Here is a 25,902-nt window from a genome sequence, read left to right on the forward strand (position 1 = left end):
TGGCATGTTTCAGCGGCGGGCGAGCGCGGCCAGCCGGCGGTCGTGCAGGCGGGAGAGCAGCAGCAGGGCGGCGACGGCACCGAGCAGCGCGCAGAACATGTCGGACTGGGTGTCCCAGGGATCGCCCTGGGTGCCGAGGAATTCGTCCGCGCCCTGGCCGAGGGCGAGGGCGGCACCCCATTCGATCAGTTCGTAGGCAGCGCTGATCGCCAGCGCGATGCAGACGCAGATGAAGCCCAGCATGCGGCGGCCCCTGACGTAGGCGCCGCGCAGCAGGATCTCGCGCGCCACCATCGCCGGCACGAAGCCCTGCATCAGGTGGCCGATCTTGTCGTAAGGGTTGCGGCCGAGCTGGAAAGCCTCCTGCAGCCAGAAGCCCAGCGGCACCCGGGCGTAGGTGTAGGCGCCGCCGAGGATGAGCACCAGCGCATGCGCGGCGATCAGCAGGTAGAGCAGATCGGTGAGGGGATGGCGCCGCCAGGTGGCCGCCAGCAGCGGCAGGGCCAGCAGCACCGGCGCCACTTCCAGCAACCAGGTGCCGCGGTCGTAGGGCGCGCGGCCGGAAACGGCGAGGGCGGCGATCACCAGCAGGGCGAGCGCCGCCGGCAGCGCCGGGCGGGCGGCGGCGCGTGAGGGCATCAACGGCTGGGAGCGGGCTTGCCTTGTTGCTGTTGGGCGCGGCGCTGTTCGTTCACCGCTTCCTGGATGGCGGTTTTCAGTTGCTGCATCAAGGGCGCCAGGCGCTCCTGCGTCATCATCATGCTCTTCTGCATCACGATAGGCATCTTGCGGGTGAAGGCGTGGCCGGCCTCGCTCTCGTAGAAGCGGATCAGGCCGTCGATCTCCGGCTGGGTGAAGGTTTCGGTGTAGAGCTGGACGTAGAAGCCTTCCATCTTCTCCCACGACAGTTCGTTGCGGACCTGGCCGGCCAGCTTGGCGATGACCTTGTCGGCAACCGCCTTGGCGGCGGCGGGATCGGGCGAGTTGGCCATGTTCTGCTCGAAGGCGCGGCGCATCATCACCTCCACCTGGCCCTGGTTCTGCTCCATCAGCTTGCGGGTTTCGGTGACCGCCAGCAGCTTGTCCACCGAGGCGCGGGTAGGCGTCTGCGCCTGGGCGATGCCCATGCCGGCGGTGAAGAGGAAGAGACAGGAGATGAGGCGGATCGCGTAGCGGTTCATGACTGCGGCTCCAGGAGGGGAGAGAAGGGCCAGCGCGGTGAGGCGGCTGAGTGCGGGGCGGGCCGCGGTGGGCCCGGGGTGGGCGGGATTATCGCATGGCCGAAGCATGGACGCCGGCGCTTGCTGGCTTCTGGCCGAGCAGGAAGGCGAGGAGTTCGTCCATGTCGTGGAGCAGGGCACGCGGGGCGGTGGCCTGAAGTGCGTCCGGCAGGGTGTAGCCCCAGGCGACGGCGGCGAAGTCCAGGCCGCAGGCGCGGGCGGCCTCGGCATCGCGGATCTCGTCGCCGATGGAAACCGCCTCCGCCGCCCGCACGCCAGCCTGGTGCAGCAGCTTCTCGTACTTGCCGCGCTTGCCGAACAGCGCGCTGCCACAGGCGAAGTGGCGGAAGCGGGCGCTGTTCTGCGGGCCGAGGATGCGCTCGGCGTTGGCGCGGCTGTTGGAGGTGGCCAGCGCCAGCGCCATCCCGGAGGCATCCAGTTGGGCCAGGGCGTCATCCACGCCGGGGAAGAGGCGGATGGTGGCGATGTCGCGGCTCATCAGCCGGCGCATGTCGGCCGTCACCGCCGGCAGCTTCCACAGCGGCAGGCCGACGTGGGCGAGGATCTGGCGCGCGCCCTGGCCGCGCAGCATGTCCACTTCGTGTGCCTCGACCCGGCGGAAGCGGTGGCGCCCGGCCATCAGGTTGATGGCGCCGAGGAACCAGCCGAGCGAGTCGGCGAGCGTGCCGTCGAGGTCGAAGATGGCGAGGCGGTAGGCGGGCGGGGAGGCAGGCATGGCGGAACGGAGTGGCGGTCTGTGGCGGGAGGCCGGGGCGTGGTGATAGCCGCGTTCGCTCGCGGCAATGTCGGCGGGATTGCGTGTGGCGCGGTGCGGCCGGCCAGGCGCGGCCGGCTAGGTGCGGCCGGCCAGGCACGGCCGGCGAGCTGCGGCTCAGCCGCCGGCGATCTCCCAGAACATCGCCTCTACCTTGTGGCCGTCGAGGTCGCGCACGAAGCAGCCGTAGTAAGGCTCGCCGTAGTGTGGCCGCGGGCCGGGGGCGCCCTCGCCGCTGGCACCGGCCGCCAGCGCGGCCTGGTAGAAGGCATCCACCTCGGCGCGGGAGCGGGCGAGGAAGCCGATGTGGGTACCGTTGCCGACGGCGGCCGGCTGGCCGTCCAGCGGCGTCTGGATCCAGAACTCCGGGTAGGCGCGGCCGTAGGCGGTGGCGCCTTCGTGCTCCAGCACCCGGCGGCAGCCCAGCGGGGCGAGCACCTGGTCGTAGAAGGCCTGGGCCTTGCCGTATTGATTGGTGCCCAGGGAAACGTGTGAAAGCAGGCTGACCGGCAGGTTGTCACTCATCGGCGGCTCCGGTGGACAGGCAAGGATTCAGCTGGCGGCGGCATAGGCCAGGGCGCGCTGGCGGAAGGCGGCCGGCAAGGGCGCGATGCGGCGGGTCTGGTAGTTGAAGAAGACAATGCCGCTCTTGCCGCAGGCGATCTCCCGGCCGCTGTCGCGGTCGCTCATGCGCCATGGCAGGTCGCAGCCGTACTTGTTGAAATCATCCACGCCCATCGTTACGACCATGGTTTCGCCGTGGAAGGCCTCGGAGCGGTACTGCACCGCGGCGTCGGCCAGGATCACGCCCACGCCTTCCACATCGGATTCCTTGTAGCCCAGCGCCTTGAAGAAGCGGGCGCGGGTTTCGGACACCAGCGTGAGCAGCAGGGCGTTGTCCAGGTGGCCGGCGGCATTGAGATGGCTGAGGTAGAGCGGCAACTCGACGCGGAAGGGAAGCTGCTCGGGCAGCTCGATCTGGATGCGTGGCATGGCGGCGGGAGGCCTTGCGAAGCGCGTGGGGAGGTGGGTGGGGAGGGGCAGCCCGGCCGCGGGCGAGGCTCGCGCGGCCGGTCGGGCGCTCAGCTCTGCGGCGGAATGCGCAGCACCTGGCCGGGGTAGATCTTGTCCGGGTGCTTCAGCATCGGCCGGTTGGCCTCGAAGATGCTGGCGTACTTGTTGGCGTTGCCGTAGTACTGCTTGGCGATGGCGGACAGGGTTTCGCCGCGCATCACGGTGTGGAAGCGCGCCTCCGGCTCCGGCGTGGCCAGGGTCAGCTTGTCCTCCACCTGGGAGACGCCCTTGACGTTGCCGGCGGCGAGCAGGATGCGCTCGCGGGTGGCCTGGTCCGGCGCGGTGCCGGACACGGTGGCGGTGGTGGTGGCGCCGTCGAAGCTCACCGCCAGATCGGGCGGCGCGAGCTGCAGGGAAACGATGTAGGTCTTGATCGCTTCGCCGGCGCGGGCATTGGCGGCGGCGATCTTCTCGGCGGTGGAGGGGGGCGCGGCGGCGCTGCCCGGCGGCGGTGCGCTTGCCGTGTCGTCGCTGCCGAAGAGTTTTTCACCTGCGTCCTTGATGAAGCCGAACAGTCCCATGTGGGTCTCCTGACTGTGGGGGAAGCGAGTTGGGCAGAGCATAGACCAAGATGCCGCCCCAGGCCTATTTGGGGCAATGCTTTCCCGCTGCCCATGCCGTTCGCTTTGGTCTAGACTGCCCCGCGGTGTTGGGAAGCCGATGAAATTTGAACCCGGGTTGCTGGAGGAAGAAAGATGTTCGATCAGGAAGACGGTGAGCTGAACATAGTGATGGGCGTGCTGTTCGGCATCATCGCGCTGGTGATTGCCTTTGTCATCGGCATCGCCACCTACGCCAGCCGCGGCCAGGCCGTGGCGCCGGTCGAGGTGGAGGTGGTGCAGCTGGACGGCGGCGTGGCCTTCGTCGAGGTGGAAGAGGTGGGCGAGCCGCTGGTGAAGCTGTACTTCGAAGTAGGCGAATACAGGCTGCCGGGCGGCTTCGAGGATGCGCTGTCGCGGGTGGTGTCCGAGCTGCAGGCGCGACCGGACGCGGTGGTGCTGGTTTCCGGCTATCACGATGAAACCGGCGGTGCCGAGATCAACGCCACCCTGGCGCGCCAGCGCGCACTGCAGGTGCGCGAAGCCCTGTACGCGGTTGGCGTGCCGGAGGCGAAGGTGAGGCTGCGCAAGCCGGCGGTGACCCTGGGCGACGGCGAGGCTGCCGAGGCGCGCCGGGTGGAGATCCGGGTGCAGTAAGCCTGCACCGGGCCGCCGGCGCAGGCGCTGGCGGCAGGAGGGAGAACGCGGCCGGGATACCCGGCCGCTTTTTTTTGCCGTCGCCTGCGTAGCTGCCCAGGCCGGGCTGGGCGCCGGCGCGGCTCAGCGGGCCAGCGTGCCGGCAGTCACCGCCTCCACCGGGGTAGCGAGGGTGCCGTTTGCCGGCGCCGGCAGCGCCGAGGCCAGCGGCACTTCCGGCACCCGCTCCAGCCGGCCCAGGCTGAGGCGCGCCTCGCCCTGCAGGCTCTTCAGACCCTGCATGCGGTTGCGGATCTCGCTGCCGATGTCGCGTACATCCTGCTCGCTGCGTATCACCCGCGGGGTGATCATCACCAGCAGCTCGGTGCGCACCGTGCTGACGGTGGTGGCGCCGAACAGGTTGCCCACCACCGGCAGGTCGTGCAGCACCGGGATGCCCTGCTTGCCGCGCGTCTTGTTGTCGCGGATCAGGCCGCCGAGCACGATGGTCTCGCCGGAGCGCACTGACACCCGGCTCACCACCTGGCGCTGGTTGAAGGCGCGCTGGCCGGTGGCGGAGTCTTCCTCGCCGACGTCGGTGATGGCCTGGTTCACGTCCAGCGACACCATGTCGCCGGCGTTTACCGAGGGCGTCACCGCCAGCATCACGCCGGTGTCCTTGTACTGGATGGAGCTGGTGGTGGTGCCGCCGTCGGTGATGGTGGTGGAGGAGCGTATCGGCTGTTGGTCGCCGACCTGGATGGTGGCGGTGTGGTTGTCCTGCACCATCACCGTGGGGTTGGAGAGCACATTGAGCAGGGAGCGGGTGGCGAGCGTGTTCAGCACCGCGCGCACCGAGCCGGCCGGGTTGATCGCCGAGTAGAAGAAGCCCTGGCCGGTGTTGCTGATGGCGCCGCTGTCGGTGCTGCTCAACTGGCCCTGGCCGGTCCAGCCGCCGCGCAGGCTGTTCTGGAAGTACCACTGCAGGCCGTACTTCAGCTCGTCGCTCAGCGTCACTTCGACGATGCTGGCCTCGATCAGCACCTGGGTGGGCGCCACGTCCAGCCGCCGCAGCGCGGCCTCGATGCGGCGGTAGTCGCGCCGGCTGGCGTGGATCAGCAGGGCGTTGTTGTGATTGTCCGCCACTACGCGGATGGCCTGCCCCTGGCCCAGGCTGACCTGGGTGACCGCGGTGCCGCTGACCTGCGCGCCGCTGCCGAAGGCGCTGGTGGTGCCGGTTCCGCTGCCGCCGAACGCGCTGGTGCCCGAGCCCAGGCTGCCGAAGCTGGTGCCGGTGCTGCCCTGGCTGCGCGCCAGGCCGTTGGCGACGCCGCTGCCGCTGCTGCTTTCGATCTGGCCGCTGCCATAGAGGCCATTGAGCAGGTCGGCGAGATGCTGGGCGGAGCCGTTCTGCACCGGATAGACGTAGAGCTGGCCATCGGCGTCGCTGTCCTGCGGATTGTCCAGGCGTTCTATCCATACCCGTACCTGCTCCAGGTAGTGGGCGCGCGGGGTGACCACCAGCAGGGCGTTGAGCCGCTCTATCGCCATCACCCGGACAAGGCCGGCGAGCGGGCCGGCCTGCTCGGTGTCGGTGGTGGCGTTGGCGCCGTTCTGGTTGCGCTGGGCGGCGCGGTTGGCCTGGGCGTTGTTCGCCTGGCTGGGCGTGCTGCGGCCGGCCGAGGCATTGGCGGTGTTGCGGCTGGCCGGCGCCTGCGCGGTGCTGGCGCTGCTGTCCCGCTCCAGGATCACCGTGCTGCTGCCGAGCAGGGCGTTCAGTTCCTGGGCGAGGTCGCGGGCGGAGCCGTTGTTCAGCGGGAACAGCCCGACCGACATGCCCTTGAGGAAATCCACGTCGAAGGTGGCGATGATCTCCAGCCAACCGTCGAGCTGGTTGCGGCTGCCGGCGAGCATCAGCAGGTTGCGCACGGTGTCCACCCGCAGCAGCGCCTCGTTGCTCGCCACCGGGCGCAGGATGTCGGCCATCTCGCCGGCGCCGATGTACTGCAGCGGCACGATCACCGTACCGGCGCCGGCGGCCAGTGCGCCGGCCTGGCGCGGCAGCGGCACCGAGGATTTCAGCGCGTCCGACTTGCCCACCCGGTAGCGGCCGGCGGCGTCCGCCACCATGGCGATGCCGTTGGCCTGGAGCAGGGATTCCAGCAGCGGCAGCACCTGCTCGCGCGGCACCGGCGCCTGGGTGTGCAGACTGATTTCGCCGCTGAGCGGGGTGACCAGCGCGTAATCCACTTTCAGCAGGTCGCCGAGGATGGCGTGCACCACCTCGGTGACCGGCGCCTGCTCGAAACGCAGCGAGATGGCCTCGCCGCGGCCGCTGATCTGGCCGCGGGCGGAGGGCGTGGCGATCATCAGGTCGCTGCCCGGCTGCAGCGTGGGGGCGAGGCGGCGCCCGTCGTCCGGCTTCTCCTGCGGCGGTAGCGGGCGCGGTGCCCAGGTTGGCGTTCTGGTTTCCGCGCTGGTGGCTGCACTCGCCGCCGCACTGGCCGCCGCAGCGGATTCCGCCAGGCTGCGCTCCAGTGGCGGCGTGGTGCCGCAGGCCGCCAGCGGCAGGGTGAGGGCGAGGCAGTAGGCTGTCTTGAGCTTCATCCGGAATCGCGGCCTGTTCATCAAGAGGAAGAATCGGGTTGGGTGGGGTTCTGCGCTTGCGGCTGGGCCCGCCGGGGCGGCGTGGGGCGGGCCTCGCGCCGCGTCTGGCGGGCGGCGTCGGCGGCGGGCGCGGCCGGGGCGTCTTCGTTCTGCTGCTGGGCGGGCGCGGCGTTGTCCGCCGGTCTGGCGGCGGCGGGGGCTGCTGCGGGCGCTGCCGGCGCGGGCGGCTGGGGCGCGTGCTCCAGCTGCAGCTCCCGCGTCTCGTCGGCGCCACGGCCGAAGCGGGCGCGGCGGCCTTCGGCGCCCTGCAGCGCCCAGCCATCCAGCTGGTCGCCCGGCTTCAGCCGCAAGGTGGTCTTGCCGCTGCCGACGATGGCCACCGTCTGCTTGCCGCTGCCCAGCAGGCCGAGCAGGCGGGCATCGCCGAAGGCGCCGGACTTGCCGTCGCCATTGCTTTCCGCGGTGCTGCCATGGCGGCCGGCGATGAACAGCGGGCGTTCCTGCATGGCGTGGGCGGCGGCTGGCTCCAGCGCGGGGCGGGACACCGGCTGCAGCGCCAGCGTCGCCGGGTCGGGCGCCATCGCTGCCGCCGGCTGCCAGGGTGGCGCGGCGTACAGCCAGAAGGCGACGAGCGCGGCCAGCAGGGCGAGGTTCAGGCCGATGAGCAGCAGGCGCGGCGAGAGGTCGGGGAGCGGGCGCAGACTCATGACTGCCGCCTCAGCACGCTGAAGCGCACCTGCATGTTCAGCCGCTTCTCGCTGGCGCCACGGCGGCGCTGGGCCTGGATGTTGACGCTGTCGGCGTACACCGCCGGCGCCTGCTCGGCCAGGGCCTGCAGCATCTGCTGCAACGGGCCCAGCTCGGCTTCCAGCGTCATCGACACCGGGATCTCGTCCAGCCCGTCCTGCGGTTTGCCGGCGACGATCTGGCTGCCGACCACCGCCACGCCGGCGGCTTCGGCGGCGGCGCGCAGGCGCTGCTGCAGATCGGTGCCCAGGCGGTCGGCGTTGCTGCTGGCGGGGTAGGCGTAGCGCTCCAGCCGGGCTTCGGCCGCGGCGGCGGCCTCGGTCACCGGCGCGGCTGCATCGCGCAGGCCGGCGAGGCGGGCGTAGCGCGGGCCGACCGCTTCCAGCGTTTCGTCCGCCTGCGCGGCGAGCTCGAACAGGTGGATGAGCACCAGGCCGACCGGCAGCAGCAGGCAGAGCAGGGCGGCGGCGATGCTGAGGCGGGCGCGGTGGCGCAGCAGCGTCATCTGGCGTCCTCGGCGAGCTTGAATTCGATGACGAAGGATTCGCGCCCGGTAGCGCGGTCGCGGGTAATGGCCGAGGGGGCGCGGACGTCGTGGAAGTCCGGCTGGCCGCCCAGGGTGTCCATCAGCCCCGCAGCGTTGTCCGCCAGCCCGGCGACGATCACCGTATGGCCGCGTATCTCCAGCCGGGTGAGGTGGACCGGGTCCGGCAGCAGCGCGGTGAGGCGGGCGAGCACCTGCAGCGGGTCCGGCCGCGCGGCGAGGTAGGCGGCCACGGTCTGCAGCTGCAGATTGGTCTTGCCCAGGGCGTCGCGGGCGCTCATCGCGGCGGCGGCCTCGCGGCCCAGCGTCGCCAGCCTGGCTTTCGCCTCGGCGGCCTGCTGCTGGCGATGCAGCGCCGGCGAGGCGGCCAGCGCCAGCAGCAGGACCAGCGCGAGGCCGGACAGGGCGGCGGTGTGGAGATGGGCGCGGCGCTCGCGGGTGTGGCGCCGGGCTTCGTCGTAGCCGGTCAGCGGGATGAAGGGCGCGCCGTCGGCCCAGACTTCCACGCCCTGGCCAGGAAGGCGCTTGCGCACGGGATGTTCCGCTGCGCTGCCGCTCTCGCCCGGCGCGTCCTCGAACAGCTGCGCCAGCCAGGCGGCGATGTGGGCGCGCGAGGCGATGGCGATGTCCGCCTGCAGGCCGCCGCCGCGTGCCTCCACCTGGCAGCCCCAGGCGATGGCCTCCGGCGGGAAGGGGCTGGCGGCGCGCACCGCCAGCGCGAGTGCTGCCGCCTGCTGGGCGGCGGGCAGCAGCGGCAGTTGCAGGCGCTGGCGCAGCACCTGGGCTTCCGGCAGCAGCACCGCCAGGGTGCGCGGCGTGGCCTTGGCGCCGCCGGCGCGCGCCGGCCAGTCGCTTTCGCGGCCATCGGGGTGCAGCAGGCACACCGGCTCAGCCGGCAACAGGCGGCGGAACAGCGGCCAGCGGCGGGCTTCGGCGCAGCCCTGGCGCCAGTGCTCCCACAGCTGGCGCAGGTCCAGGCCGAAAAGACTGAAGTTGTTGCGCGGCTGCGCCATGTCTAGCTCCTGGCCGGGTCGGCGCGCAGCCGTACCGGTTCGACGGCGATGGTGCGCCAGGGCGCGCCACCGGGATGGGCACCCAGCAGCAGCCAGCGGCCGCGTATCGCGCTGCGGCCGCCCTCCAGCGGCAGGTGGGCTTCCACATGCAGGATGGTGCCGAGGGTGCCGTTGCGGATGAAGCCGGCCTCCAGCTGGGTGAGGTCCACGCCCTGCTCGCCGGCGTCGCGGGCGACGGCGATGCGGTAGGCGACTTCCTGCTTGCCGCGGGCGGCGAGGTAGAGCACTTCCGGCGGCGCGGCGTAGGCGTTGATGCCGGGCGCGCCGCCGGCCCAGACGGTGATCAGCGGGCGGAGGCGCTGGTAGAGGTCGAAGTCCATGCCCAGCACCTGCATCAGGTCCTCCGGCACCAGGAAGCTGCCGTTCCTCGGCCGCCAGGGCACGCTGGCGGCTGCATAGGCGGGCGCCTCGGCGCCGCCGGGCAGCTCGACCTCGTTGCGGTCGCGCCAGTCGACGATGCGTTTCGCCATCGTCTCCGCCTCGGTCGGCGCCAGGCCGCCGCCGAACTGCAGCAGCACCGCCAGCAGGGCCTGGGAGGCGGTGTTGAGGTCCACATAGCCGCTGGCAGGCACCAGCCGCACCGCCACCGGCCGGCCTTCGACCAGGTAGTCGGTGTGCAGCAGGCGGTCCGGCGCGGGCGAGCGCGTTTGCCAGTCCAGCACCGCCAGCTGGATGGCGGCGTCGCCCAGGGCGGTGGCCTGGGCGAGCTCGCTGCGCACCTGGGTGGCCTTCACCTCCGCCCGCGAGATAGCCAGCATGCCGGCCACCAGCAGCGACAGCGCGGCCGTCATCCACAGCACGGCGATCAGCGCCATGCCGGCGCTGGGCGGAGAGGGAGGGGATGGGCGCGGCATGCTCATCGGGTGGAGGGGGTATTCACCAGGCGCAGGCCATCGCTGTTGTCCACGCCGGCGATGGTGATGAAGAGCGGCGGCCAGGTTTCACCGGCGGCGGCGATGTCCAGGCGCACCCGCTCCGGCAGGCGCTCCGGGTCGGTCCAGCTGTCGCTCCAGACCGCTTCCTCGGCGGGCGTCACCGGCCGGCTCTGGTAGGCGATGCGCAGGCCGTCCAGTGCGTCCGCCAGCACATGCACCGCGGCGCTTTCGTCCATGGCCGCGCTCACGCCGGTGTCGGGCACATAGGGCAGGTATTGCAGCAGCAGCCGCGGCGGCGAGCCCGCGGCGGCGAGGCGGAAGCGGTGCAGACCGCCGCTGCCGTAGCGCGCCGGCATGGTGCCCAGCCAGCTCAGTTCGGCGGCGTCGCCGCGAAAGAAATTGACCTTGCTGCCGTCCGGCAGGGTCTGCTTGAGCTGGCGCACGCCGCTGGCCAGCGCGGTGCGCAGCAGGCCGCCGACCAGCCAGGCGTCGCCGGCACGGCCGGCCCGTTCGTCCAGCCGGCTGGCGGTGGCACCGAAGCCGCCCAGGGCACTGACCAGACCGAGCATGATCAGCGACACCAGGCTGAGCGCGATGACGACTTCGACCAGGGTGAAGCCGCGCGCCGCGCGCCGCCGCGCATCCCGAGCTGCCCGGTTCCGCGCCGAAGACGCCGCCAGCCGGCGCGGCGCGCTCACTGGACTACCCTTGTGTCGCTGCGCGGCGGAGGGCCGGCTTTGCATGGCCGGTCCGCTGCGCAGGCGTGCAGCAGTGCTGCGCGAAACCCCTGCTTCGCCCTCTCCAAGGGAGGAGGTGCGCCCCCTGCGGGCGGCCGGGCGCTGCGCGCTCATTCCGCCCGCTCCAGCGCGGCCCGCCGCTCCGGCAGCAGGCTGACCAGGCTCAGTGCCTGCCCGCGCCGGCCCTCGCCCCAGGCCACCGCCGCCTCCACCCGGTACAGCGGCCAGCCGGGGCTGGCCTCGTGGCCGGTGGGGTAGGGCCGGGCGCTGAGATGCCAGCGCAGGCCGGCGTCGCTGCCGCTTTCGTCCAGGCCGCCGGCCGGGATGGTGCTGCGCGAGTCCAGCAGCGACAGTGCAAGGGCCAGCGCCCGGGTGCGCGTTTCGCCGGTGTGCACGCCGCGCACGCTGCCGCCGGCGGCGTGGTAGAGGGCGGCCAGTGAGAAGGCCATGATGGCCAGCGCCACCAGCACCTCCATCAGCGAGAAGCCGGCGGCGGTCGGTCGGGCGGGGAGGAGATGGCAGCGCAGCAGCGGCCTCATCCGGCGATGCGCTCCTGGCTGACGTGGCCGAGCAGCCAGTCCACCCGCAGGCGGACGCCGCCGCCCTGGGGGCGGCGCAGCTCCAGGCTGCCGCCGGTGGCGCCGCCTTCGGGCTGGAAGCGGATGTAGCCGCGCGCATGGCTGTCGCGGAGGCCGATCGCCTCGCTGCCGGCGACGATGAAGCGCACCTCCAGCTCCTCCGGAAAAACACTCTCCGGCCGGCCTTCCACGCCATAGCTGCGGCGCCCCAGATCCACGCCGAAGGCCACCGGCCGGCCGCTGCGCTGCGCTTCGCTGCGGGCCAGCTGCAGGCCGGCGAGCATGCCGCGCACCGTGCTCTGGTAGGCCATGGCCTGCTGCAGCCGGCTGTAGTTGGCGGCGGTGGCACCCACCGCCAGGGCGACGATGGCGAGCGCCACCACCAGCTCGACCAGGGTGAAGCCGCGGGCGGCGCTCATGGTGGCGGGGCCTCGATGGCGCAGCAGCAGGCCGCGTTACTGCCAGTTGCCGACGTCGGCATTCTCGCCATCGCCGCCGGCGGTGCCGTCCGCACCCAGCGAGTAGATGTCGATGTCGCCGCGCTTGCCCGGCACCTCGTAGAAATAGGGCTTGCCCCAGGGGTCTTGCGGCACGCCGCCCTTCTTCAGGTAGGGGCCGTTCCAGCCGGGTGCGCTGCCGGGGCGGCTGACCAGCCCTTCCAGCCCCTCCGCCGCGGTGGGGAAGCGGCCGACGTCCAGCTTGAACAGCTCGGCCGCGTGCTCCAGGTCCTTCACCTGCACCGCCGCCGTCTTGCTCTTGGCGCCGCCGAGCTGGCCGAGCACCCGGGGGCCGACCAGGCCGGCGAGCAGGCCGAGGATGGCGAGCACCACCAGCAGCTCGACCAGGGTGAAGCCGGCGTGGCGGCGATGGGGCGTGTTCATGGCGGAGGCGGGGTTCGGGTTCATGGGTGGGCGCATGGCGTGGTCAGGAAAATGGGAAGGGCTCTGTTGGGAGGGACTCAGTTCGCCAGCTCGTTCACCGACAGGATGCCGAGCAGGATGGAGACGATGATGGCGGCGATGACCGCGCCCAGCAGCAGGATGAGCAGTGGCTCCAGCAGGGTCAGCGTGCGCTTGATGCCGGCCTGCACCTCGCCGTCGGTGACGTGGGCCAGCTCCAGCAGCATGGCGTCCAGCCGGCCGGTTTCCTCGCCCAGCCGCACCATGTTCAGCGCCAGCGGCGAGAACAGCGCGCAGCCCTGCAGCGCATCCGCCAGCCGGCCGCCCTGCTTGATCGCCGGGGCGACGCCGGCCAGCGCGGCGCGCAGGCGCTGGTTGGACAGGGTGTCGGCAGCGATGCGCAGCGCCTGCACGATGGGCACGCCGTTGCCCAGCAAGGTGCCCATGCCGCGGGCGAAACGGGTGACTTCGTATTTGCGCACTACGCCGCCCAGCACCGGCAGGGCCAGCAGGCGGCCGTCGCGCCAGTCGCGGCCGGCGGGTGTGGCCAGCCAGCGGCGCAGCGCCCCGGTGCCGGCTGCTGCGGCCAGCGCCATCAGCCAGCCCCAGTCCGCCACCAGGTGGCCGGCGGCGACGATGAGGCGGGTGGGCAAGGGCAGGGCGTCGCCCATGTCGTCGAACAGGCTTTCGAATTGCGGCACGACGAAGCCCAGCATCAGGAAGACGGAGATGGCCGCCACTACCACCAGGATGGCCGGATAGGTGAGTGCCGAAATCACCGACTCGCGCAGCGCCTTCACCCGCTCCAGGTGCTCCGCCAGCCGTGCCAGCACGTCGGCCAGCTGCCCGCCTGCCTCGCCGGCGCGCAGCATGTTGACGTAGAACTCGCCGAACAGCGGCAGGTAGGGCTGCAAGGCCTGGGAGAGGCCCTTGCCCGCCTTCACCGCCTTCAGCACTTCGTCCAGCAGCGCGGCCACCGAGGGCTTGGTGGCCATGCCCTGCAGCACGCGCAGAGCGCGGTCCAGCGGCAGCCCGGCGCGCAGCATCACCGCCAGCTCGCTGGTGAAGGCGTGGACGTCCGCCGAGCTGGGGCCCTTGTCACTAGCCAGGAAGCCGCCGGCGAAAGCTTTGCGGCCGGGCACGGCCTGATCGATGGCGGCGGATGGCGCGGCCTCGCCCCGGCCCGCCTCCACCTGCAGCGGCGTCAGCCCGCGTGCCTGCAGCTGGCGGATGGCGGCTTCGCTGCTGGCGGCTTCCAGCGTGCCGCTGCGCAGCTGGCCGTCTCCGGCGGCGGCGCGATAGGCGAAGTCAGGCATGGCGCTGGTCCTGGGTAACGCGCAGCACCTCGTCCAGCGCGGTTTCGCCCTGGGCCACCTTGCGCAGGCCGTCTTCATACAGGGTGATCATGCCGCCGCGACGGGCGGCGGCGTGCAGGCTGGTGGCATCGGCGCCGCCGAGGATGGCCTCGTGGGCGGCGGCGTCCATGACGAAAAGCTCGTGGATGGCGCTGCGGCCGCGATAGCCGCTGTGCTTGCATTCCGGGCAGCCGCGGGCGGCATAGACCTGGCGGCTGCCGGCGGGCAGGAAGCGCGCCAGCCCGGTGCGCTCCACGATTTCGGCAGACAGTTCGGCCGGCGCCTTGCAGGCGGAACAGAGCCGGCGCACCAGCCGCTGCGCCAGCACGCCATTCACCGAGGAGGTGATGAGGTAGCGCTCCACCCCCATGTCCTCCAGCCGCACGATGGCGCCGGCGGCGGTGTTGGTGTGCAGGGTGGACAGCACCAGGTGGCCGGTGAGGGCGGACTGCACCGCGATCTGCGCCGTCTCGGTGTCCCGCATCTCGCCGATCATGATGATGTCCGGGTCCTGGCGCAGGATGGAGCGCAGCGCATGGGAGAAGCTCATGCCGATCTGCGCCTGTACCTGCACCTGGTTGATGCCGCCCAGCTGGTACTCCACCGGGTCTTCCACGGTGAGTATCTTCAGCGCGGCGGCGTCCAGCTTGGCGAGCGAGGCGTACAGCGTGGTGGTCTTGCCCGAGCCAGTGGGGCCGGTCACCAGCAGGATGCCGTGCGGGCGCGCGATCAACTCGCGGTAGCGGGCCAGCGTGTCGGGCGAGAAGCCCATGTCCTCCAGGTTCAGCCGGATGCTGGCGCGGTCCAGTACCCGCATCACCACGCTTTCGCCATGCACCGTCGGCAGGGTGGAAACCCGCAGGTCCAGCTCGTGGCCCTTCACCCGGTTCTTGATGCGGCCGTCCTGCGGCAGGCGGCGCTCGGCGATGTTGAGGTGGGCCAGCAGCTTGATCCGCGAGGTGACGGCCGCCGCCAGCGACAATTCGGCCAGCTCGCCCTCCTGCAGCACGCCATCCACACGGTAGCGGATGTGCAGGCCGTCCTCGAAGGGTTCTATATGGATGTCGGAGGCGCGCAGGTCGATCACCCGGGAAATGATCTGGTTCACCAGCCGGATCACCGGCGCCTCGCTGGCGAGGTCCTTCAGGTGTTCGACGAACTCGCTGTCGCCGGTGTCGGTGGCGAGCGGGCTGTCGCCGCCTTCCTCCACCTCGTCCGGCTCCAGGTAGAGCCGCTCCAGCGCCGCCTGCAGTTCCGATTCCAGCGCCAGCCGTGGCGCCACCTTCAACCCGGTCGCCAGCCCCAGCGCCTTCAGCAGGAAACCGTCCTGCGGCGTCGCCATTGCCGCCAGTAGCCGGCCATCGGCTACCTGCAGCGGCAGTACCGCATGCGCGATCAGGTAATCCGGCGACAGACCGGCCACCTCCACCGGCAGCTCCGGGAAATCGGCCGCCGCCACCAGCGGCATATCCAGCTGCTCCGCCAGCGCCCGCCCCACCTCGGCCTCCGACACCAACCCGAGGCGAACCAGCACCCGGCCGATCAGGTCGCCGATCTCCTGCTGCGCTGCCAGCGCCTGCTCCAGATCCCGCGGCGAGAGGCGGGCCGCCTGTACGAGCAATTCGCCCAGCCTGGGCCGCGCTGCCGGAAACGCGGGGGCTGTGTCTTTCGAGGGAAGCGCCGTGGAGGGCTGCACGATATATAGACAGGAACGCAATGACGTAAGGGTTCTTTACTGCTAGGCAAATAGTGAGCCAATCGGCATCCGGGAGCCTTGGCAGGCGCGATCTCCCGATAGCAGTAGAAAGGGCGGTATCGGGAATGTCGGATATGGGACAAAGCTGTTCTTTTTTGTTTACATGACTACATATATAGGTGCGTCATGGATGAACAGGCAGGCGCCCTGCCCGAGGGCGCCGCGGCGCCGCTTGCCCGCGTGCCTTTCGGATGAGTCGAGGCCTCCGGAGACGGGCATCCCCACCGCGCTCGCGTCAGCGCGCTACTTGTCTGTGAGCGCGGCCAGATCGAATCAAGGAGGCTGTTTTTCGCCAGGATGCGCAGATTTCGTCCCGAGCCTCCTTCCCTCTGCGCTACAGCGTGTTTCCCCGTCGCGCTCAAGCGGGTGAATTGAACCCACGACCTTGTGGGTACCTACTGCCCAGCGCCGAAGCGTGCCCGTTCTGTTGGGTCGACGACAGAAAGTTCGATTCCTACGTCTTATTGTCTACTTGACTACATATAAAAAATAAGACGGTCGATGAAGCTTTGTCACACGACGTTCAAAACATCCCGGAAACAAAGCCGCTACAGGCCGATACAAGGAGGGATAAAACATTCATGCAAATGATGTTATGACCTTGGCACGAGGGTTGCTGACGAGACGTTATATTTTCACGGATATTGAAAATGCATTTCTCTCAGTCCTCATCAATGCAGTGCCGGAGAACGCGGATCGCGGTGGCGATCTCCGCTGCGTTGGCTGCTTTTGTCTCCCCTTCCTTTGCTGCGCCCACCGGAGGCGTGGTCACCAGCGGTAGTGCATCCATCTCGCAATCAGGCAGCGTGACCTCGGTTGCCCAAAGCTCGCAGAAAGCTGCCATCAACTGGCAGAGCTTCAGCATCGCGCCCACCGAAACGGTGAACTTCAATCAGCCCAACGCGGCTGCCATCACCCTCAACCGCGTTGTGGGCAACGAACGCAGCGTCATCGAAGGCACGCTCAACGCCAACGGTCGCATCTTCCTGATCAACTCCAACGGCGTGTTGTTCACCCAGGGCAGCTCGGTCAATACCGCCGGCCTGGTCGCAAGCACGCTGAACCTGAGCGATGCCGATTTCGAGCAGGGAAACTATGTGTTCCAGGGCAATGGCAGCGGTGCCTCCGTCATCAACCTCGGCACGCTGACTGCGGATGAGGGCGGCTACATCGCCCTGTTGGGCGACACCGTCTCCAACCAGGGTGTGATCGCCGCAACCAAGGGCACGGTTGCCCTGGCCGCGGGCGAGAAGATCACGCTCAACTTCAACGGCGACTCGTTGCTGTCGGTGACGCTGGATGAAGGCGCGCTGAGCGCATTGGTCGAAAACAAGCAGGCGATCTACGCCGACGGCGGCAAGGTCTTCTTGACTGCAAAGGCTGCGGATGAGGTTTTGGGCAGTCAGGTTAATAACACCGGCATCGTGCAGGCGCGCACGCTGGGCGACCTCAAGGGCGAGATCGTCGCTTATGCGTATGGCGGTACCGCAAACATCGGCGGCACGTTGGACGCTTCCGCGCCTGATGGTGGTGATGGTGGCTTCATTGAAACCAGCGGCGACAAGGTCAGGTTTGCGGATGACCTGCTTGTCACCACCAAAGCTGTTAGCGGCATCACCGGGGAGTGGCTGATTGATCCTGATGGTTACACCATCGCTGCTAGCGGTGGTGACATAACCGGTGCTCAGCTCGCCAGTTTCCTCGCGGCCGATACGACCAGCCTTACTATTCGCTCAACTCTGGGTTCTGGCTCGGATGGCGCCCTGAATGTGAATGACGCCGTGAGTTGGACCAGTAATGCCAAGTTTACCTTGGAGGCCACTGGCGACGTCAATGTCAATGCGGCAATTACCGCGACAGGTAACTCGGCGGGGCTGACTCTTACTGCGGGCGAGGATGTCAACGTCAATGCCGACATCACGCTAAGTGGAAGTAATGCCGCGTTGGCGATGAATTACGGTGGTCATTACAACATTCTCACCCCCGCTACTTACAGCGGTGCCATTGCAGACGCAAATGGCAATCCCGTCGCCAACAGCGCTCCTCGGGGTACTGAGTACGCAAGCATTACGCTCAGTGGCGCGAATGCCAGCCTGAAGATCAATGGTAGCAACTACAGGCTTATCCATAGCATGGATCAGCTGGCCGCAATAGATGATGAGACCGGGACTGCCGCGGGCTATTTCGCGCTCGCGCAGAGCTTGGATGCGACTGCATGGAGTACGGCAAACCTGGGGCAAGCCGTAGTTGTTTCCAATCTCGACGGTGTATTCGAAGGGCTTGGAAATACGATCAGTAATCTGACGTTGAGTGCGCAGTCTTATTACGACCCTGTAAATGATGTGGTCGCCAATAGCGTCGTGGCGCTGATCGCAAGTGCGACCAGTAGCTCGATATCGCATCTCAGCATTGTGAATGCAAACCTGACGTCTGATGCGAGCACAGCGATTCTTTTAGGCTCGGGAACCGATGTCGCCATTTCCAATGTCGCGGTTCAAGGAACCTTGTCGCAAGGCGCAGGACTGGTTGGCGTTATGGAGAGAGGCTCCATCGCCAATTCTCACGCCGCGATTGAGATGGGTGAAGGAGGAACTGCGGGAGCTGCGGGGAAAGTGGCGGGACTGGTCGCTAGGGCAACCGGTACTACGATCACCAAGTCGCATTCCGCCGGCACGATCCAGATGGGCCTCAACGGAGGAGGGGGGTTAATCGGGACGGCGAATGGCGTATCCGTTGAGTACGCCTATTCCAGTGTTGACATGCTCGGAACCCGTTCGACTGATCTGGTCGGGGGCCTTATAGGCACCCTCACCTCAGAAACGATGAGCGACGCGGCCAATTCGGTGCGGAACTCCTTTGCTACCGGGGATGTTGAGGGCGGCTCCGGCTTGGGCGGTCTTATCGGCTCGGTTGAGGGGCGCCGTCCGGTTGTCATTGACAACGTTTATGCAACAGGCAACGTTCATGCGATGGGTTCGACCTATGACGGCGTTGGTGGCCTCATAGGTCGGGTTTCACTGAACAGCACTAGCAGCGTTGCAATCAGCAATGCCCATGCCTACGGAAATGTTGTTTCGGTAGGGGGGGCAGTTGGCGTTGGCGGGCTCATTGGTGATTTCAGCGGGGCCACTAATGGGTCGAATATTGTGGTCAATTCACATGCCACCGGCGATGTGAGTTCGAATGGGACTGGTACCGGTGGCCTGATTGGTAAAACCACCAGGTTGACCTTGCTGGATCAGTCGTATGCAACCGGGAATGTGTCCGGGGCCGGCCGGGTGGGCGGTCTTATAGGCTGGACCGCCAGAACGACTGTTACCAACTCTTATTCCACAGGTTTGGCCACGGGCACCAGCGAGGTTGGCGGCTCCATTGGCTATGCGGCTACCGGAACAGTACTGGATAACGTCTTCTTCAACGCGGCAGGTGGAAGTGAGGCTTTGGGCGGCTGGGATATACGTTATGCCCCGCCCGAGGCCAGCGGGCTTACACCTGAAGCCCTCTCCGATATCAGTTATTACCTCGACGGCACGATTGAGCAGGTTCTCGCACAGAGAGCCGAGCAGGCTGCAGCTGTGGCCGAGGCGGCGCGCCTCGCACAACTCGCCGCCGCTGAATTGATGCGTTTCTCGGAGGAGGCGGCTGGAATAGGGAGTACTCAGGCCTCCAACGCAGCTAGAAATGGAGCGACTAACCCTCAGCGCTTTACTGGTGATCCAACTGCAATGGCGTCTGTTGAGGGGAACCTTGTGCTTTTTGGAGAAGATGGATTCTCCGCAAACCTGAACCGTATTGAGATCGATGGAGTTGTTTATGACTTGACAGAGGAGGAGAAAAAGGCCGAGTAAATTTTCCACATTTTTATTATTTCGCAGTGTTGCGCTATTTGTGGTTAGTCAATTCATTGATCCGGATTTTTCACTGGAGAGAATCATGGTTGGTAGTGCAAAAGGTACCTTCAAGCTGGTTAGTGCTGCAGCGCTGTTGATGGCGTCAGCCTACTCATATGCGGTCGATTGCCCGGGCGGGACGAATTTCTATCACACTGCGACGGGCTCAGTTTCGCCTATCACCACGACTATCAATGTCGTCGTAGCGTCCAACTTCAAGGACCCGGCTGAAGATCTGGCTGACGACTTCGTTGTCGGTACGTCCTATCAAGTCAATCTGTGTCATGGCGCCTCTGGCACGATTGCCACCAGTATCAATGGCGGCAACCCGTACAACCTTTCGCTTTTCATGGCCGCTGATGAAGGCTATGCGCAGGATGTGGCCGATGGGTCTTATGGCCTGGGTGATATCTTCCTCTACGCTTACGGCGTGCCGGTCTGGTACCTCTCGCCGAATGCCTATGCTTCGAATAATGCATCTGCCTATTTCTTTACGGGTCAGGCTAGCGGTGCTACTGCCGAAGGACTTGCTTCGAAGGTTGTTCTCAAGCATTCCACCGGCACCCCTAATGCACCTACGATTGCGATCGGAAATATTCCGAATGCTCCGTATGGGAATGCGGCCAACGTTATCCTTGGTCAAATGGGGTTGGCGAGTACATCCTATATCTACAACGCAGGTACCAATGTGACCTCTGCGTGCTCGGGCCTGATATCGGGCAGTCAATGGCAGTGCATGTACAGCAATATTGACAACACGCTGCTGGCCATTGAGAACAATGCGGTTACCGGTGGGTTTGTTGGCTGGTCGCAGGTTTGCTCCAAGCCGACTGCACGCTATGTCAAGTTCCCCGATTACCTCACTGAGCAATACGGGGTTTTGGTGGAAACCGGAAATTCCGGCAAGAACAGTGCCGCTGCAGCCTTTGTTTCGTTCATGAACATTGGTTCCGCTGGCTGGAACACGTTCCTGGGCAATAATTGCTATGAAGCAATCTAAATAGAAATGCGTTGGGGTGAGCCCATGGCATGGGTTCGCCCCATATGTTTTTCTCTCCGCATTAAGGCGATTTATACGGTCAAAGCTATGGGCTATGGATGCCTTTTGCATGAAATTTGAGCGCTTAATCATTCGTTTAAGAATTTATTGAATAGTATTTTTTGCAAGAAGCCATGAGCCACTTCCGTACAAATAACCTGCCGAGTTCGAAAAGAAAAAAACTCCTGCTTGCCATGCTAGCGTGGCTCTCATCGGCCGGCGCTATTGCGCAATCGGCCTTGCCCCCCGGAATCGGCGAAGCCATCAAAGAAACTCAACCCCCGCGCCCGCAAGCACCGCAACAAGCCCCCGCCCCGGTAATCATCCAGCAAGACGAAGCCCCCCTACGTCTGCAATCCAGCGAAACACTGATGGTTCAGGCCTTCCGCTTTGAGGGCGCCGATTTCATTCCCGAGGCGGAGTTGCAGGAGCGGGTAGCGTCCTACCGGGGGCGTGCGCTGAACATGAGGGATATCGAAGAGGCGGCGGGGCGGATTACCGCGCTTTACCGCAGCCGGGGTTATCCGGTGGCGCGTGCTTATGTGCCGCGGCAGGACGCGCGGGAGGGAACGCTGACCATCCGAGTGCTGGTCGGCAAGTACGGCAAGGTGTCGTTGCGCAACCGCTCGCTGGTGGGGGATGGCGTGTTGAAGGACGCGCTGGCGCCGCTGGAGGCGGACGCGGCGGTGTCGCGGGAGACGTTGGAGCGGGCGATGCTCATCGTCGGCGATATGCCGGGGGCGGAGATGCCGCGTATCGCCATCTCGCCGGGTGAGCGGCAGGGCAGTTCCGACCTCGAGGTGGAGGTGGAGGCGAGCAAGCGCTTCGGCGCTTATGCGGTGGCGGACAACCAGGGCTCGCGCTACACCGGCCGGAATCGCCTGCGTGCCGGGGTGGATCTGAATTCCCCGCTGGGCATTGGCGATCGGCTCTCGCTGTCTGGCATGGCCTCCGAGAACGAAGGGCTGGCGAATGGCCGGCTGGCGTATGGCTTCCCGCTGGCGGCCAATGGTTTGCGGGGCGAGATCGCGGCATCCAAGACCACCTACGAGTTGGGCAAGGAATACAAGGATCTGGACGCGACCGGCGATGCCTATTCCATAGAGGGCACGCTGAGCTACCCGCTGATCCGCAGCCGGGAACGCAATCTCTATCTCAGCCTGAACCTGGCCGCCCGGCGCATGCGCGACGAGATCGAAGCGACCGATACGAGCAACAGCCGCAAGAGCAAGGTGGGCACGCTGGGGGCGCAGTATGAAAGCTGGGGCAGCCTCCTTGGCTATTCCAGCTACAGCGGTTTCAGCCTGGGCCTGACCTATGGCCACCTTGAACTGTTGAACGCAGACGAAGAAGCCCTCAACAAAGCCGGCGCCAATACCGGCGGCGATTACGGGCGGCTGAACCTGGCCTTCGCCGGCAGCTTCGCCCTGAGCGAGATGTTCAGCCTCTCGGTGGCGCTGAGCGCTCAGAAAGCGCTGATGGGCAAGAACCTGGATGGCACCGAGCAGATGAGCATCTCCGGCACCAACGGCGTGAAGGCTTACCGCGAGGTGGTGCTGGGCGACAACGGCTACCTGGCCAATGCCGAGCTGCGTTACGTGCTGCCTGAGGTGGCCGGGCTGAATCATTCGTTTGGCCTCTTCACCGATACCGGCCGCATCCATCTGCAGAACGCCGACTACACGACGACCAATGGCGTGCGCCTGTCAGACGTCGGCGTGGCGTATTACGTTGGCTACAAGGCGCTGATGGGCAGTATCCAGGTGGCGCGCAAGGTGGGGCCGCGTCCCGGCGTGGTCGAGGAAGACGACAAGACCCGCGTACTGCTGCAGGTCGGCCTTGCGTTCTAGGTTCTCGCTGAGGACGGCGGGAGCGGGCGCCTTGCTGTTGCTCGCCGCGGGCTGCGCACACGCTGAACACGAGTACACCGCCGAGCAGTTCGTGCGGGCAACAAAGTGGTGCCACGACAACGCCCGCATGGACCAGGGGCTGCAGCCGGATGCTTGGTTCTCTCGCTTCGTGGCTTGCCGCCGCGAGCATGTGATGCCCTTCGAAATCCAGGTTTTCCGGCGCGAGAAGGAGGTCGGGGAGATGTACGACGAACTCGCCCGCATCGCGCCGCTGGTGGACAAGAAGCAGGTATCCGCCCGGTGCGCGATGATGAAATGGCAGCAGCTGATGCAGGAAAAACTGGCCATCGATTGCGCCATCACCGTCGAGCATGCGGACGGCGGCGGGCAGTGCGCCGGCTTGCGGGCCGTGCAGGTGCGGTGAGTCACCCTGTTTTCCATCGAGACCGGGGCCCTTTCCGGCGCTCGCTCGATGGAACCGGTCGCCCGCGGTGCCGGCGCGGCGCGTGACGCGCCTCCCTCTGATCGGCCATGCCCCCGGGCTGCGTGCGGACGTTGCGTGCCGCCGCGCCGTGCTGTCGCCCGCCCGATCATGACGCGGTGAGGCAAAAGAACGAGCAGATAAGGCGGCTTATGCCGGACGCCAATCCGTCCTGTCCGGATTCCAACATCGTTATGTAGTCGACAATATTCATGTCGTATTCCCGGCAAGCCAGACCGCAGGTGGTACCGCTGTCGCATCTCGGCTTGTAACGGGAAGTCGTGCTGCTGCAGTGATCTGAGGCAATCTCCGGGGTGAGCGCGGCGGCGGGTCCGCCTGGCATGCCGATTGCGTCAGCCGCTAATGCTATATATCGTCGTATATAGATAAGCCTGCAGTCCTGTGCGGGCGGCGCGATGCGAGTCATGGGTTTTCCCCTTTTCTGCAAGGAGCAGGCGACATGAACATGGAGTGGCTTTCCGGTGCGATCGACTACGGCGTGATCGGGCTGCTGGCGGTGCTGAGCGTGGTGATCGTGGCGATAGGGATGGAGCGCTATGCGTTCTATCGCCGGCTGGATGTGAAGGCGGTGGGCGACATCAAGTCGCTGGAGCTGATGCTGTCGCGCAAGCTCTTCGTCATCGCCTCGGTGGCGAGCAACGCGCCCTACCTCGGCCTGCTCGGCACGGTGTTCGGCATCATGCTCACGTTCTACAAGATGGGCCAGGATGCCGGCATCGACACCGCGCAGATCATGGTCGGCCTGGCGCTGGCGCTGAAGGCTACGGCGGTGGGCCTGGGCGTCGCGCTGGTGGCGGTGGTGCTCTACAACACCCTGCTGCGCAAGGCCAAGGTGATGATGCTGGAGTGGGAGATCGCCAATGGACGATAAGCCCTTCGAGAGCATGAACATGATCCCCTTCATCGACATCATGCTGGTGCTGCTCACCATCGTGCTGACGACATCCACCTTCATCGCCAGCGGCCGCATCCCGGTGAACCTGCCCCAGGCCAGCGCCAGCGAGCAGGACACCAGTAAGACCGAGACGATAGAGATCGACGCAGCCGGCACCATTTACCTCGGCGGCGAGGCGGTCAGCACTGACTTGCTCAAGAGCCGCCTGGGCGCGGTGGCCAAGGACACGCCCTTCGTGCTCCGTGCCGACAAGGCGGTGCAACTGCAGCGCTTCATTGACGTGGCGGATGTGCTCAAGCAACTGGGTTTTGCCAAGGTGGCGGTGCAGACGGAGGTGGGGCGATCATGAGTACGGGTCGCGCAGCGCTGGCTCTGCGCCAGCAAAGTGAAGCAGAGCGCATGGCAACGCCGCAGGCCGTACCCGCCCGCCGGAGCAGTCTGAAGCTGGTGAGGCCCGTGGGCAGGACGGGAACGAGCGTGTTCGGCATGCTGGACGGCTTTGCATGGTCGGTATTGCTGCATGCGGTGGTGATCTTTCTTTTCTCTGCGCCGGGCTGGTTCCTGGTGAAGCCGCAGCCCCAGCGCGACCAGCTCGTGGTCGAGCTGTTCGGCATGGTGAGCAACCGGCAGGAGCAGGAACAGCAGGCCGGCGCAAAGACCACCCAGCCGCCGCAGGAGGCTGCGCCCACGCCGCCCGCACCCATGCCACCCAAGCCGGTGATGAAGCGCGAACCGGTGCGCCATGTGCAGGAAGCCCCCAGCCCGGTGGCGGTAGCCAAGCCCGAGGACAAGCCGGAGGAAGAGGTGCAGGAACAGGTAACGGAGGCGCGTCAGCAGGTGGCTCCGCAGCATGCCGGCGCGGAGGAAAACCGCGTCCAGCAGACCCTGCAGCGCCAACCGACCGAAGCTGACCTGCTGCGCATGTACGTAAGCAGCCTGGCCAAGGCCATCCGTGAAAAGCTGGTGTATCCGCAGGCCCTGCGGGCGAGGGGCTATGTCGGGACCGCGGCGGTGCGCTTCACCGTGACCGAAAGCGGCGATCTGCTGCCGGGGTCGCTGGTGGTGATGCGCAGCAGCGGCTACCCGGAGCTCGATGACAGCGCCCTACGCTCGGTTCAGGCCAGCCTGCCCCTGCCCCGGCCGGATCGCCAGCGGGTGGTGGTGGTGCCGGTGACTTTCAGCGGGAGTTGAAGGTGGCGCTGGTGTGTATTTCTGCCTGCCCGATGGGGGCGGGAAGGTCGGGCATTTCTCCCGGCTGTGGGTGGTCTCTGGCTGGGAAGCGTCGGGACAACCCAGACAGGTTGATTGCCCCGCCGCGCTGCTTTCCCCCTCTCCCCTCGCGCACAGCTAGTCCACCTGTCTGGCCTGCAGCCGCTATAAAAAAAGCAATCCATCAGTACCCGTATTGATGGGGGAATTCGCTCTCATAGGAAGCAGCTCACGCATTCATGCAAAGCAAATGGGCAAGTTCTTGCTCGGTAGAGCAAGAACTTGCCCATTTTTCTTTATGAATATCAATTAATTGCGAAACATCGGGCGAGGGCTTGCTCGATTTTTCAATGTCGCAATGCACTTGTGCGAGAGGTCAGGGCGCTCACTCTGGAGCGTGACGGGAACAACTCGTCTAAGCCAATGTAATAAAGCCACTTTTTGAACAATACCCTCTCTTGGAATGCGAATTGCATGGGGCTCGCCAGCACTCTGGCAACCAAGCTACGCCGGCCCTTTCGTCTTAATCATCAAGAACGGAGCACCATGCCAACTCCCGCGTACATCAGCATCCGGGGCAACATTACCCAGGGTGCTTTCACCTCCGACGCCGTCGGCAAGGTCTACGTCGAAGGCCACGAAGATGAAATCCTGGTCCAGGAAATCAAGCACCGCATCGCCACCCCGACCAACCCGCAGAGCGGTCAGCCATCGGGCCAGCGTGTGCATGAACCCTTCGTCCTCACCTGCGCGCTGAACAAAGCCACGCCGCTGATGTACTAGGCCCTGGCCTCGGTGAAATGCTGCCCACGGTCGAAGTGAAGTGGTACCGCGCTCCCATCGAAGGCAAGCAGGAGCACTTCTTCACCCCCCATCTGGAAGACGCCACCCGCGTTGTCATCGACGGCACTGCCGCACGCCCAAGACTTCAACAAAGCCGAGTGCACGCAGCTGGTCGATGTCTCCATGGGCTACCGCAAGATCACCTGGACTCACGCTATTGCCGGCATCGAGGCCTCGGACGACTGGCGCAAGCCGCAGGAAGCCTGACTCCGGCCCCTGCTTTGCGGCCGGCAGCCCGGGTTGCCGGCCGTGTCGCGCT

At 66.7% G+C, this 25,902-nt stretch carries 27 protein-coding genes; 10 read left to right on the forward strand and 17 right to left on the reverse strand.

Features of this window, described 5'->3' with window-relative positions; translation table 11 throughout:
- Nucleotides 1-9: 9 nt before the first annotated feature.
- From C7389_RS13705 to lysM, 6 genes are all read right to left on the reverse strand, one after another.
- Nucleotides 10-639: a DUF2238 domain-containing protein gene (locus C7389_RS13705; protein ID WP_133592361.1), complete on the reverse strand. Its 630-nt coding sequence runs from the start codon at nt 637-639 to the stop codon at nt 10-12.
- On the reverse strand, nt 639-1,181 hold the full coding sequence (locus tag C7389_RS13710; protein WP_162851738.1) for a DUF2059 domain-containing protein: 543 nt from the start codon (nt 1,179-1,181) through the stop codon (nt 639-641). Before C7389_RS13710 ends, C7389_RS13705 begins: the two co-directional genes overlap by 1 nt.
- A gap of 88 nt (nt 1,182-1,269) precedes the next feature.
- Complete coding sequence (locus tag C7389_RS13715) at nt 1,270-1,956, reverse strand: HAD hydrolase-like protein (protein ID WP_133592365.1); 687 nt, start codon at nt 1,954-1,956, stop codon at nt 1,270-1,272.
- Nucleotides 1,957-2,112: 156 nt separating this feature from the next.
- The gene (locus C7389_RS13720) at nt 2,113-2,520 is read right to left on the reverse strand and encodes a VOC family protein (protein WP_133592367.1); all 408 of its coding nucleotides are present in this window, start codon (nt 2,518-2,520) and stop codon (nt 2,113-2,115) included.
- Nucleotides 2,521-2,547: 27 nt separating this feature from the next.
- Nucleotides 2,548-2,988 (reverse strand): acyl-CoA thioesterase, encoded by a 441-nt coding sequence (locus C7389_RS13725; protein ID WP_133592369.1) that lies wholly within the window; start codon nt 2,986-2,988, stop codon nt 2,548-2,550.
- An 89-nt stretch (nt 2,989-3,077) separates the two neighbouring features.
- Nucleotides 3,078-3,590 (reverse strand): peptidoglycan-binding protein LysM, encoded by a 513-nt coding sequence (lysM, locus tag C7389_RS13730; protein WP_133592371.1) that lies wholly within the window; start codon nt 3,588-3,590, stop codon nt 3,078-3,080.
- A gap of 174 nt (nt 3,591-3,764) precedes the next feature.
- Here lysM and C7389_RS13735 point away from each other — a divergent pair, with 174 nt between their 5' ends.
- Nucleotides 3,765-4,265, forward strand: a complete 501-nt coding sequence (locus C7389_RS13735; protein ID WP_133592373.1) for an OmpA family protein — start codon at nt 3,765-3,767, stop codon at nt 4,263-4,265.
- A gap of 123 nt (nt 4,266-4,388) precedes the next feature.
- Here the strand turns inward: C7389_RS13735 and gspD are convergent, their stop codons facing one another.
- The 11 genes from gspD to C7389_RS13790 all read right to left on the reverse strand — a co-directional run bounded on the left by gspD (nt 4,389) and on the right by C7389_RS13790 (nt 15,280).
- The gene (gene gspD, locus C7389_RS13740) at nt 4,389-6,851 is read right to left on the reverse strand and encodes a type II secretion system secretin GspD (RefSeq protein ID WP_162851739.1); all 2,463 of its coding nucleotides are present in this window, start codon (nt 6,849-6,851) and stop codon (nt 4,389-4,391) included.
- 20 nt (nt 6,852-6,871) lie between these two features.
- Nucleotides 6,872-7,558 (reverse strand): hypothetical protein, encoded by a 687-nt coding sequence (locus C7389_RS13745; RefSeq protein WP_133592377.1) that lies wholly within the window; start codon nt 7,556-7,558, stop codon nt 6,872-6,874.
- On the reverse strand, nt 7,555-8,103 hold the full coding sequence (gene gspM, locus C7389_RS13750) for a type II secretion system protein GspM (protein WP_133592379.1): 549 nt from the start codon (nt 8,101-8,103) through the stop codon (nt 7,555-7,557). Before gspM ends, C7389_RS13745 begins: the two co-directional genes overlap by 4 nt.
- Entirely contained in the window at nt 8,100-9,155 is a 1,056-nt protein-coding gene (locus C7389_RS13755) for a PilN domain-containing protein (protein WP_133592381.1), read from the reverse strand. Before C7389_RS13755 ends, gspM begins: the two co-directional genes overlap by 4 nt.
- Nucleotides 9,156-9,157: 2 nt before the next feature.
- Nucleotides 9,158-10,030, reverse strand: coding sequence for a type II secretion system minor pseudopilin (locus C7389_RS13760; RefSeq protein ID WP_162851740.1), 873 nt, complete (start codon nt 10,028-10,030; stop codon nt 9,158-9,160).
- Nucleotides 10,031-10,071: 41 nt separating this feature from the next.
- A complete protein-coding gene (locus C7389_RS13765) occupies nt 10,072-10,788 on the reverse strand; it encodes a prepilin-type N-terminal cleavage/methylation domain-containing protein (protein WP_162851741.1) in 717 nt (238 codons plus the stop codon).
- A 149-nt stretch (nt 10,789-10,937) separates the two neighbouring features.
- Nucleotides 10,938-11,366 (reverse strand): type IV pilus modification PilV family protein, encoded by a 429-nt coding sequence (locus C7389_RS13770; RefSeq protein WP_133592387.1) that lies wholly within the window; start codon nt 11,364-11,366, stop codon nt 10,938-10,940.
- Nucleotides 11,363-11,824, reverse strand: coding sequence for a GspH/FimT family pseudopilin (locus C7389_RS13775; RefSeq protein WP_133592389.1), 462 nt, complete (start codon nt 11,822-11,824; stop codon nt 11,363-11,365). Before C7389_RS13775 ends, C7389_RS13770 begins: the two co-directional genes overlap by 4 nt.
- A gap of 36 nt (nt 11,825-11,860) precedes the next feature.
- Nucleotides 11,861-12,310 carry a type II secretion system major pseudopilin GspG gene (gspG, locus tag C7389_RS13780; RefSeq protein ID WP_133592391.1) on the reverse strand — a complete coding sequence of 150 codons (450 nt, stop codon included), beginning with the start codon at nt 12,308-12,310 and terminating at the stop codon, nt 11,861-11,863.
- Between the two features lie 53 nt (nt 12,311-12,363).
- Nucleotides 12,364-13,620 carry a type II secretion system F family protein gene (locus C7389_RS13785; RefSeq protein WP_133592393.1) on the reverse strand — a complete coding sequence of 419 codons (1,257 nt, stop codon included), beginning with the start codon at nt 13,618-13,620 and terminating at the stop codon, nt 12,364-12,366.
- Nucleotides 13,613-15,280, reverse strand: a complete 1,668-nt coding sequence (locus tag C7389_RS13790) for a GspE/PulE family protein (RefSeq protein WP_246034765.1) — start codon at nt 15,278-15,280, stop codon at nt 13,613-13,615. The genes C7389_RS13785 and C7389_RS13790 overlap by 8 nt, the downstream gene beginning before the upstream one ends.
- Nucleotides 15,281-16,065: 785 nt before the next feature.
- On the opposite strand from C7389_RS13790, the gene C7389_RS13795 reads away from it, so the two are divergent.
- The 9 genes from C7389_RS13795 to C7389_RS25720 all read left to right on the forward strand — a co-directional run bounded on the left by C7389_RS13795 (nt 16,066) and on the right by C7389_RS25720 (nt 25,850).
- Complete coding sequence (locus C7389_RS13795; protein ID WP_133592395.1) at nt 16,066-19,263, forward strand: two-partner secretion domain-containing protein; 3,198 nt, start codon at nt 16,066-16,068, stop codon at nt 19,261-19,263.
- Between the two features lie 85 nt (nt 19,264-19,348).
- Nucleotides 19,349-20,305, forward strand: coding sequence for a substrate-binding domain-containing protein (locus C7389_RS13800; protein WP_133592397.1), 957 nt, complete (start codon nt 19,349-19,351; stop codon nt 20,303-20,305).
- A 410-nt stretch (nt 20,306-20,715) separates the two neighbouring features.
- A complete protein-coding gene (locus C7389_RS13805; protein ID WP_162851742.1) occupies nt 20,716-22,194 on the forward strand; it encodes a ShlB/FhaC/HecB family hemolysin secretion/activation protein in 1,479 nt (492 codons plus the stop codon).
- 31 nt (nt 22,195-22,225) lie between these two features.
- Nucleotides 22,226-22,618, forward strand: coding sequence for a hypothetical protein (locus tag C7389_RS13810; RefSeq protein WP_133592401.1), 393 nt, complete (start codon nt 22,226-22,228; stop codon nt 22,616-22,618).
- Nucleotides 22,619-23,135: 517 nt separating this feature from the next.
- On the forward strand, nt 23,136-23,567 hold the full coding sequence (exbB, locus tag C7389_RS13815; RefSeq protein ID WP_133592403.1) for a TonB-system energizer ExbB: 432 nt from the start codon (nt 23,136-23,138) through the stop codon (nt 23,565-23,567).
- Nucleotides 23,557-23,940: an ExbD/TolR family protein gene (locus tag C7389_RS13820; protein ID WP_133592405.1), complete on the forward strand. Its 384-nt coding sequence runs from the start codon at nt 23,557-23,559 to the stop codon at nt 23,938-23,940. The genes exbB and C7389_RS13820 overlap by 11 nt, the downstream gene beginning before the upstream one ends.
- 50 nt (nt 23,941-23,990) lie before the next feature.
- On the forward strand, nt 23,991-24,782 hold the full coding sequence (locus C7389_RS13825; RefSeq protein WP_162851743.1) for a TonB family protein: 792 nt from the start codon (nt 23,991-23,993) through the stop codon (nt 24,780-24,782).
- A gap of 564 nt (nt 24,783-25,346) precedes the next feature.
- Nucleotides 25,347-25,583, forward strand: a complete 237-nt coding sequence (gene tssD, locus C7389_RS25715; RefSeq protein WP_281275385.1) for a type VI secretion system tube protein TssD — start codon at nt 25,347-25,349, stop codon at nt 25,581-25,583.
- Nucleotides 25,584-25,694: 111 nt separating this feature from the next.
- On the forward strand, nt 25,695-25,850 hold the full coding sequence (locus C7389_RS25720) for an Hcp family type VI secretion system effector (RefSeq protein ID WP_281275386.1): 156 nt from the start codon (nt 25,695-25,697) through the stop codon (nt 25,848-25,850).
- Nucleotides 25,851-25,902 lie beyond the last annotated feature (52 nt).

Source organism: Azoarcus indigens (assembly GCF_004361735.1).
In the GTDB taxonomy this organism is placed as follows: Bacteria; Pseudomonadota; Gammaproteobacteria; order Burkholderiales; family Rhodocyclaceae; genus Azoarcus; species Azoarcus indigens.

What these genes read in the sequence shown, in the direction of transcription:
- exbB (WP_133592403.1), top strand. Translation starts at nt 23,136, where the DNA reads ATGAACATGGAGTGGCTTTCCGGTGCGATCGACTACGGCGTGATCGGG.
- C7389_RS13720 (WP_133592367.1), bottom strand. Translation starts at nt 2,520, where the DNA reads ATGAGTGACAACCTGCCGGTCAGCCTGCTTTCACACGTTTCCCTGGGC.
- C7389_RS13725 (WP_133592369.1), bottom strand. Translation starts at nt 2,988, where the DNA reads ATGCCACGCATCCAGATCGAGCTGCCCGAGCAGCTTCCCTTCCGCGTC.
- C7389_RS13755 (WP_133592381.1), bottom strand. Translation starts at nt 9,155, where the DNA reads ATGGCGCAGCCGCGCAACAACTTCAGTCTTTTCGGCCTGGACCTGCGC.
- C7389_RS13825 (WP_162851743.1), top strand. Translation starts at nt 23,991, where the DNA reads ATGGCAACGCCGCAGGCCGTACCCGCCCGCCGGAGCAGTCTGAAGCTG.
- tssD (WP_281275385.1), top strand. Translation starts at nt 25,347, where the DNA reads ATGCCAACTCCCGCGTACATCAGCATCCGGGGCAACATTACCCAGGGT.
- C7389_RS13775 (WP_133592389.1), bottom strand. Translation starts at nt 11,824, where the DNA reads ATGAGCGCCGCCCGCGGCTTCACCCTGGTCGAGCTGGTGGTGGCGCTC.
- C7389_RS13805 (WP_162851742.1), top strand. Translation starts at nt 20,716, where the DNA reads ATGGTTCAGGCCTTCCGCTTTGAGGGCGCCGATTTCATTCCCGAGGCG.
- C7389_RS13710 (WP_162851738.1), bottom strand. Translation starts at nt 1,181, where the DNA reads ATGAACCGCTACGCGATCCGCCTCATCTCCTGTCTCTTCCTCTTCACC.
- gspD (WP_162851739.1), bottom strand. Translation starts at nt 6,851, where the DNA reads ATGAAGCTCAAGACAGCCTACTGCCTCGCCCTCACCCTGCCGCTGGCG.
- C7389_RS13760 (WP_162851740.1), bottom strand. Translation starts at nt 10,030, where the DNA reads ATGGCGCTGATCGCCGTGCTGTGGATGACGGCCGCGCTGTCGCTGCTG.
- C7389_RS13745 (WP_133592377.1), bottom strand. Translation starts at nt 7,558, where the DNA reads ATGAGTCTGCGCCCGCTCCCCGACCTCTCGCCGCGCCTGCTGCTCATC.
- C7389_RS13735 (WP_133592373.1), top strand. Translation starts at nt 3,765, where the DNA reads ATGTTCGATCAGGAAGACGGTGAGCTGAACATAGTGATGGGCGTGCTG.
- C7389_RS13770 (WP_133592387.1), bottom strand. Translation starts at nt 11,366, where the DNA reads ATGAGGCCGCTGCTGCGCTGCCATCTCCTCCCCGCCCGACCGACCGCC.
- gspG (WP_133592391.1), bottom strand. Translation starts at nt 12,310, where the DNA reads ATGAACCCGAACCCCGCCTCCGCCATGAACACGCCCCATCGCCGCCAC.
- lysM (WP_133592371.1), bottom strand. Translation starts at nt 3,590, where the DNA reads ATGGGACTGTTCGGCTTCATCAAGGACGCAGGTGAAAAACTCTTCGGC.
- C7389_RS13705 (WP_133592361.1), bottom strand. Translation starts at nt 639, where the DNA reads ATGCCCTCACGCGCCGCCGCCCGCCCGGCGCTGCCGGCGGCGCTCGCC.
- C7389_RS13795 (WP_133592395.1), top strand. Translation starts at nt 16,066, where the DNA reads ATGCATTTCTCTCAGTCCTCATCAATGCAGTGCCGGAGAACGCGGATC.
- gspM (WP_133592379.1), bottom strand. Translation starts at nt 8,103, where the DNA reads ATGACGCTGCTGCGCCACCGCGCCCGCCTCAGCATCGCCGCCGCCCTG.
- C7389_RS13800 (WP_133592397.1), top strand. Translation starts at nt 19,349, where the DNA reads ATGGTTGGTAGTGCAAAAGGTACCTTCAAGCTGGTTAGTGCTGCAGCG.
- C7389_RS13715 (WP_133592365.1), bottom strand. Translation starts at nt 1,956, where the DNA reads ATGCCTGCCTCCCCGCCCGCCTACCGCCTCGCCATCTTCGACCTCGAC.
- C7389_RS13820 (WP_133592405.1), top strand. Translation starts at nt 23,557, where the DNA reads ATGGACGATAAGCCCTTCGAGAGCATGAACATGATCCCCTTCATCGAC.
- C7389_RS13785 (WP_133592393.1), bottom strand. Translation starts at nt 13,620, where the DNA reads ATGCCTGACTTCGCCTATCGCGCCGCCGCCGGAGACGGCCAGCTGCGC.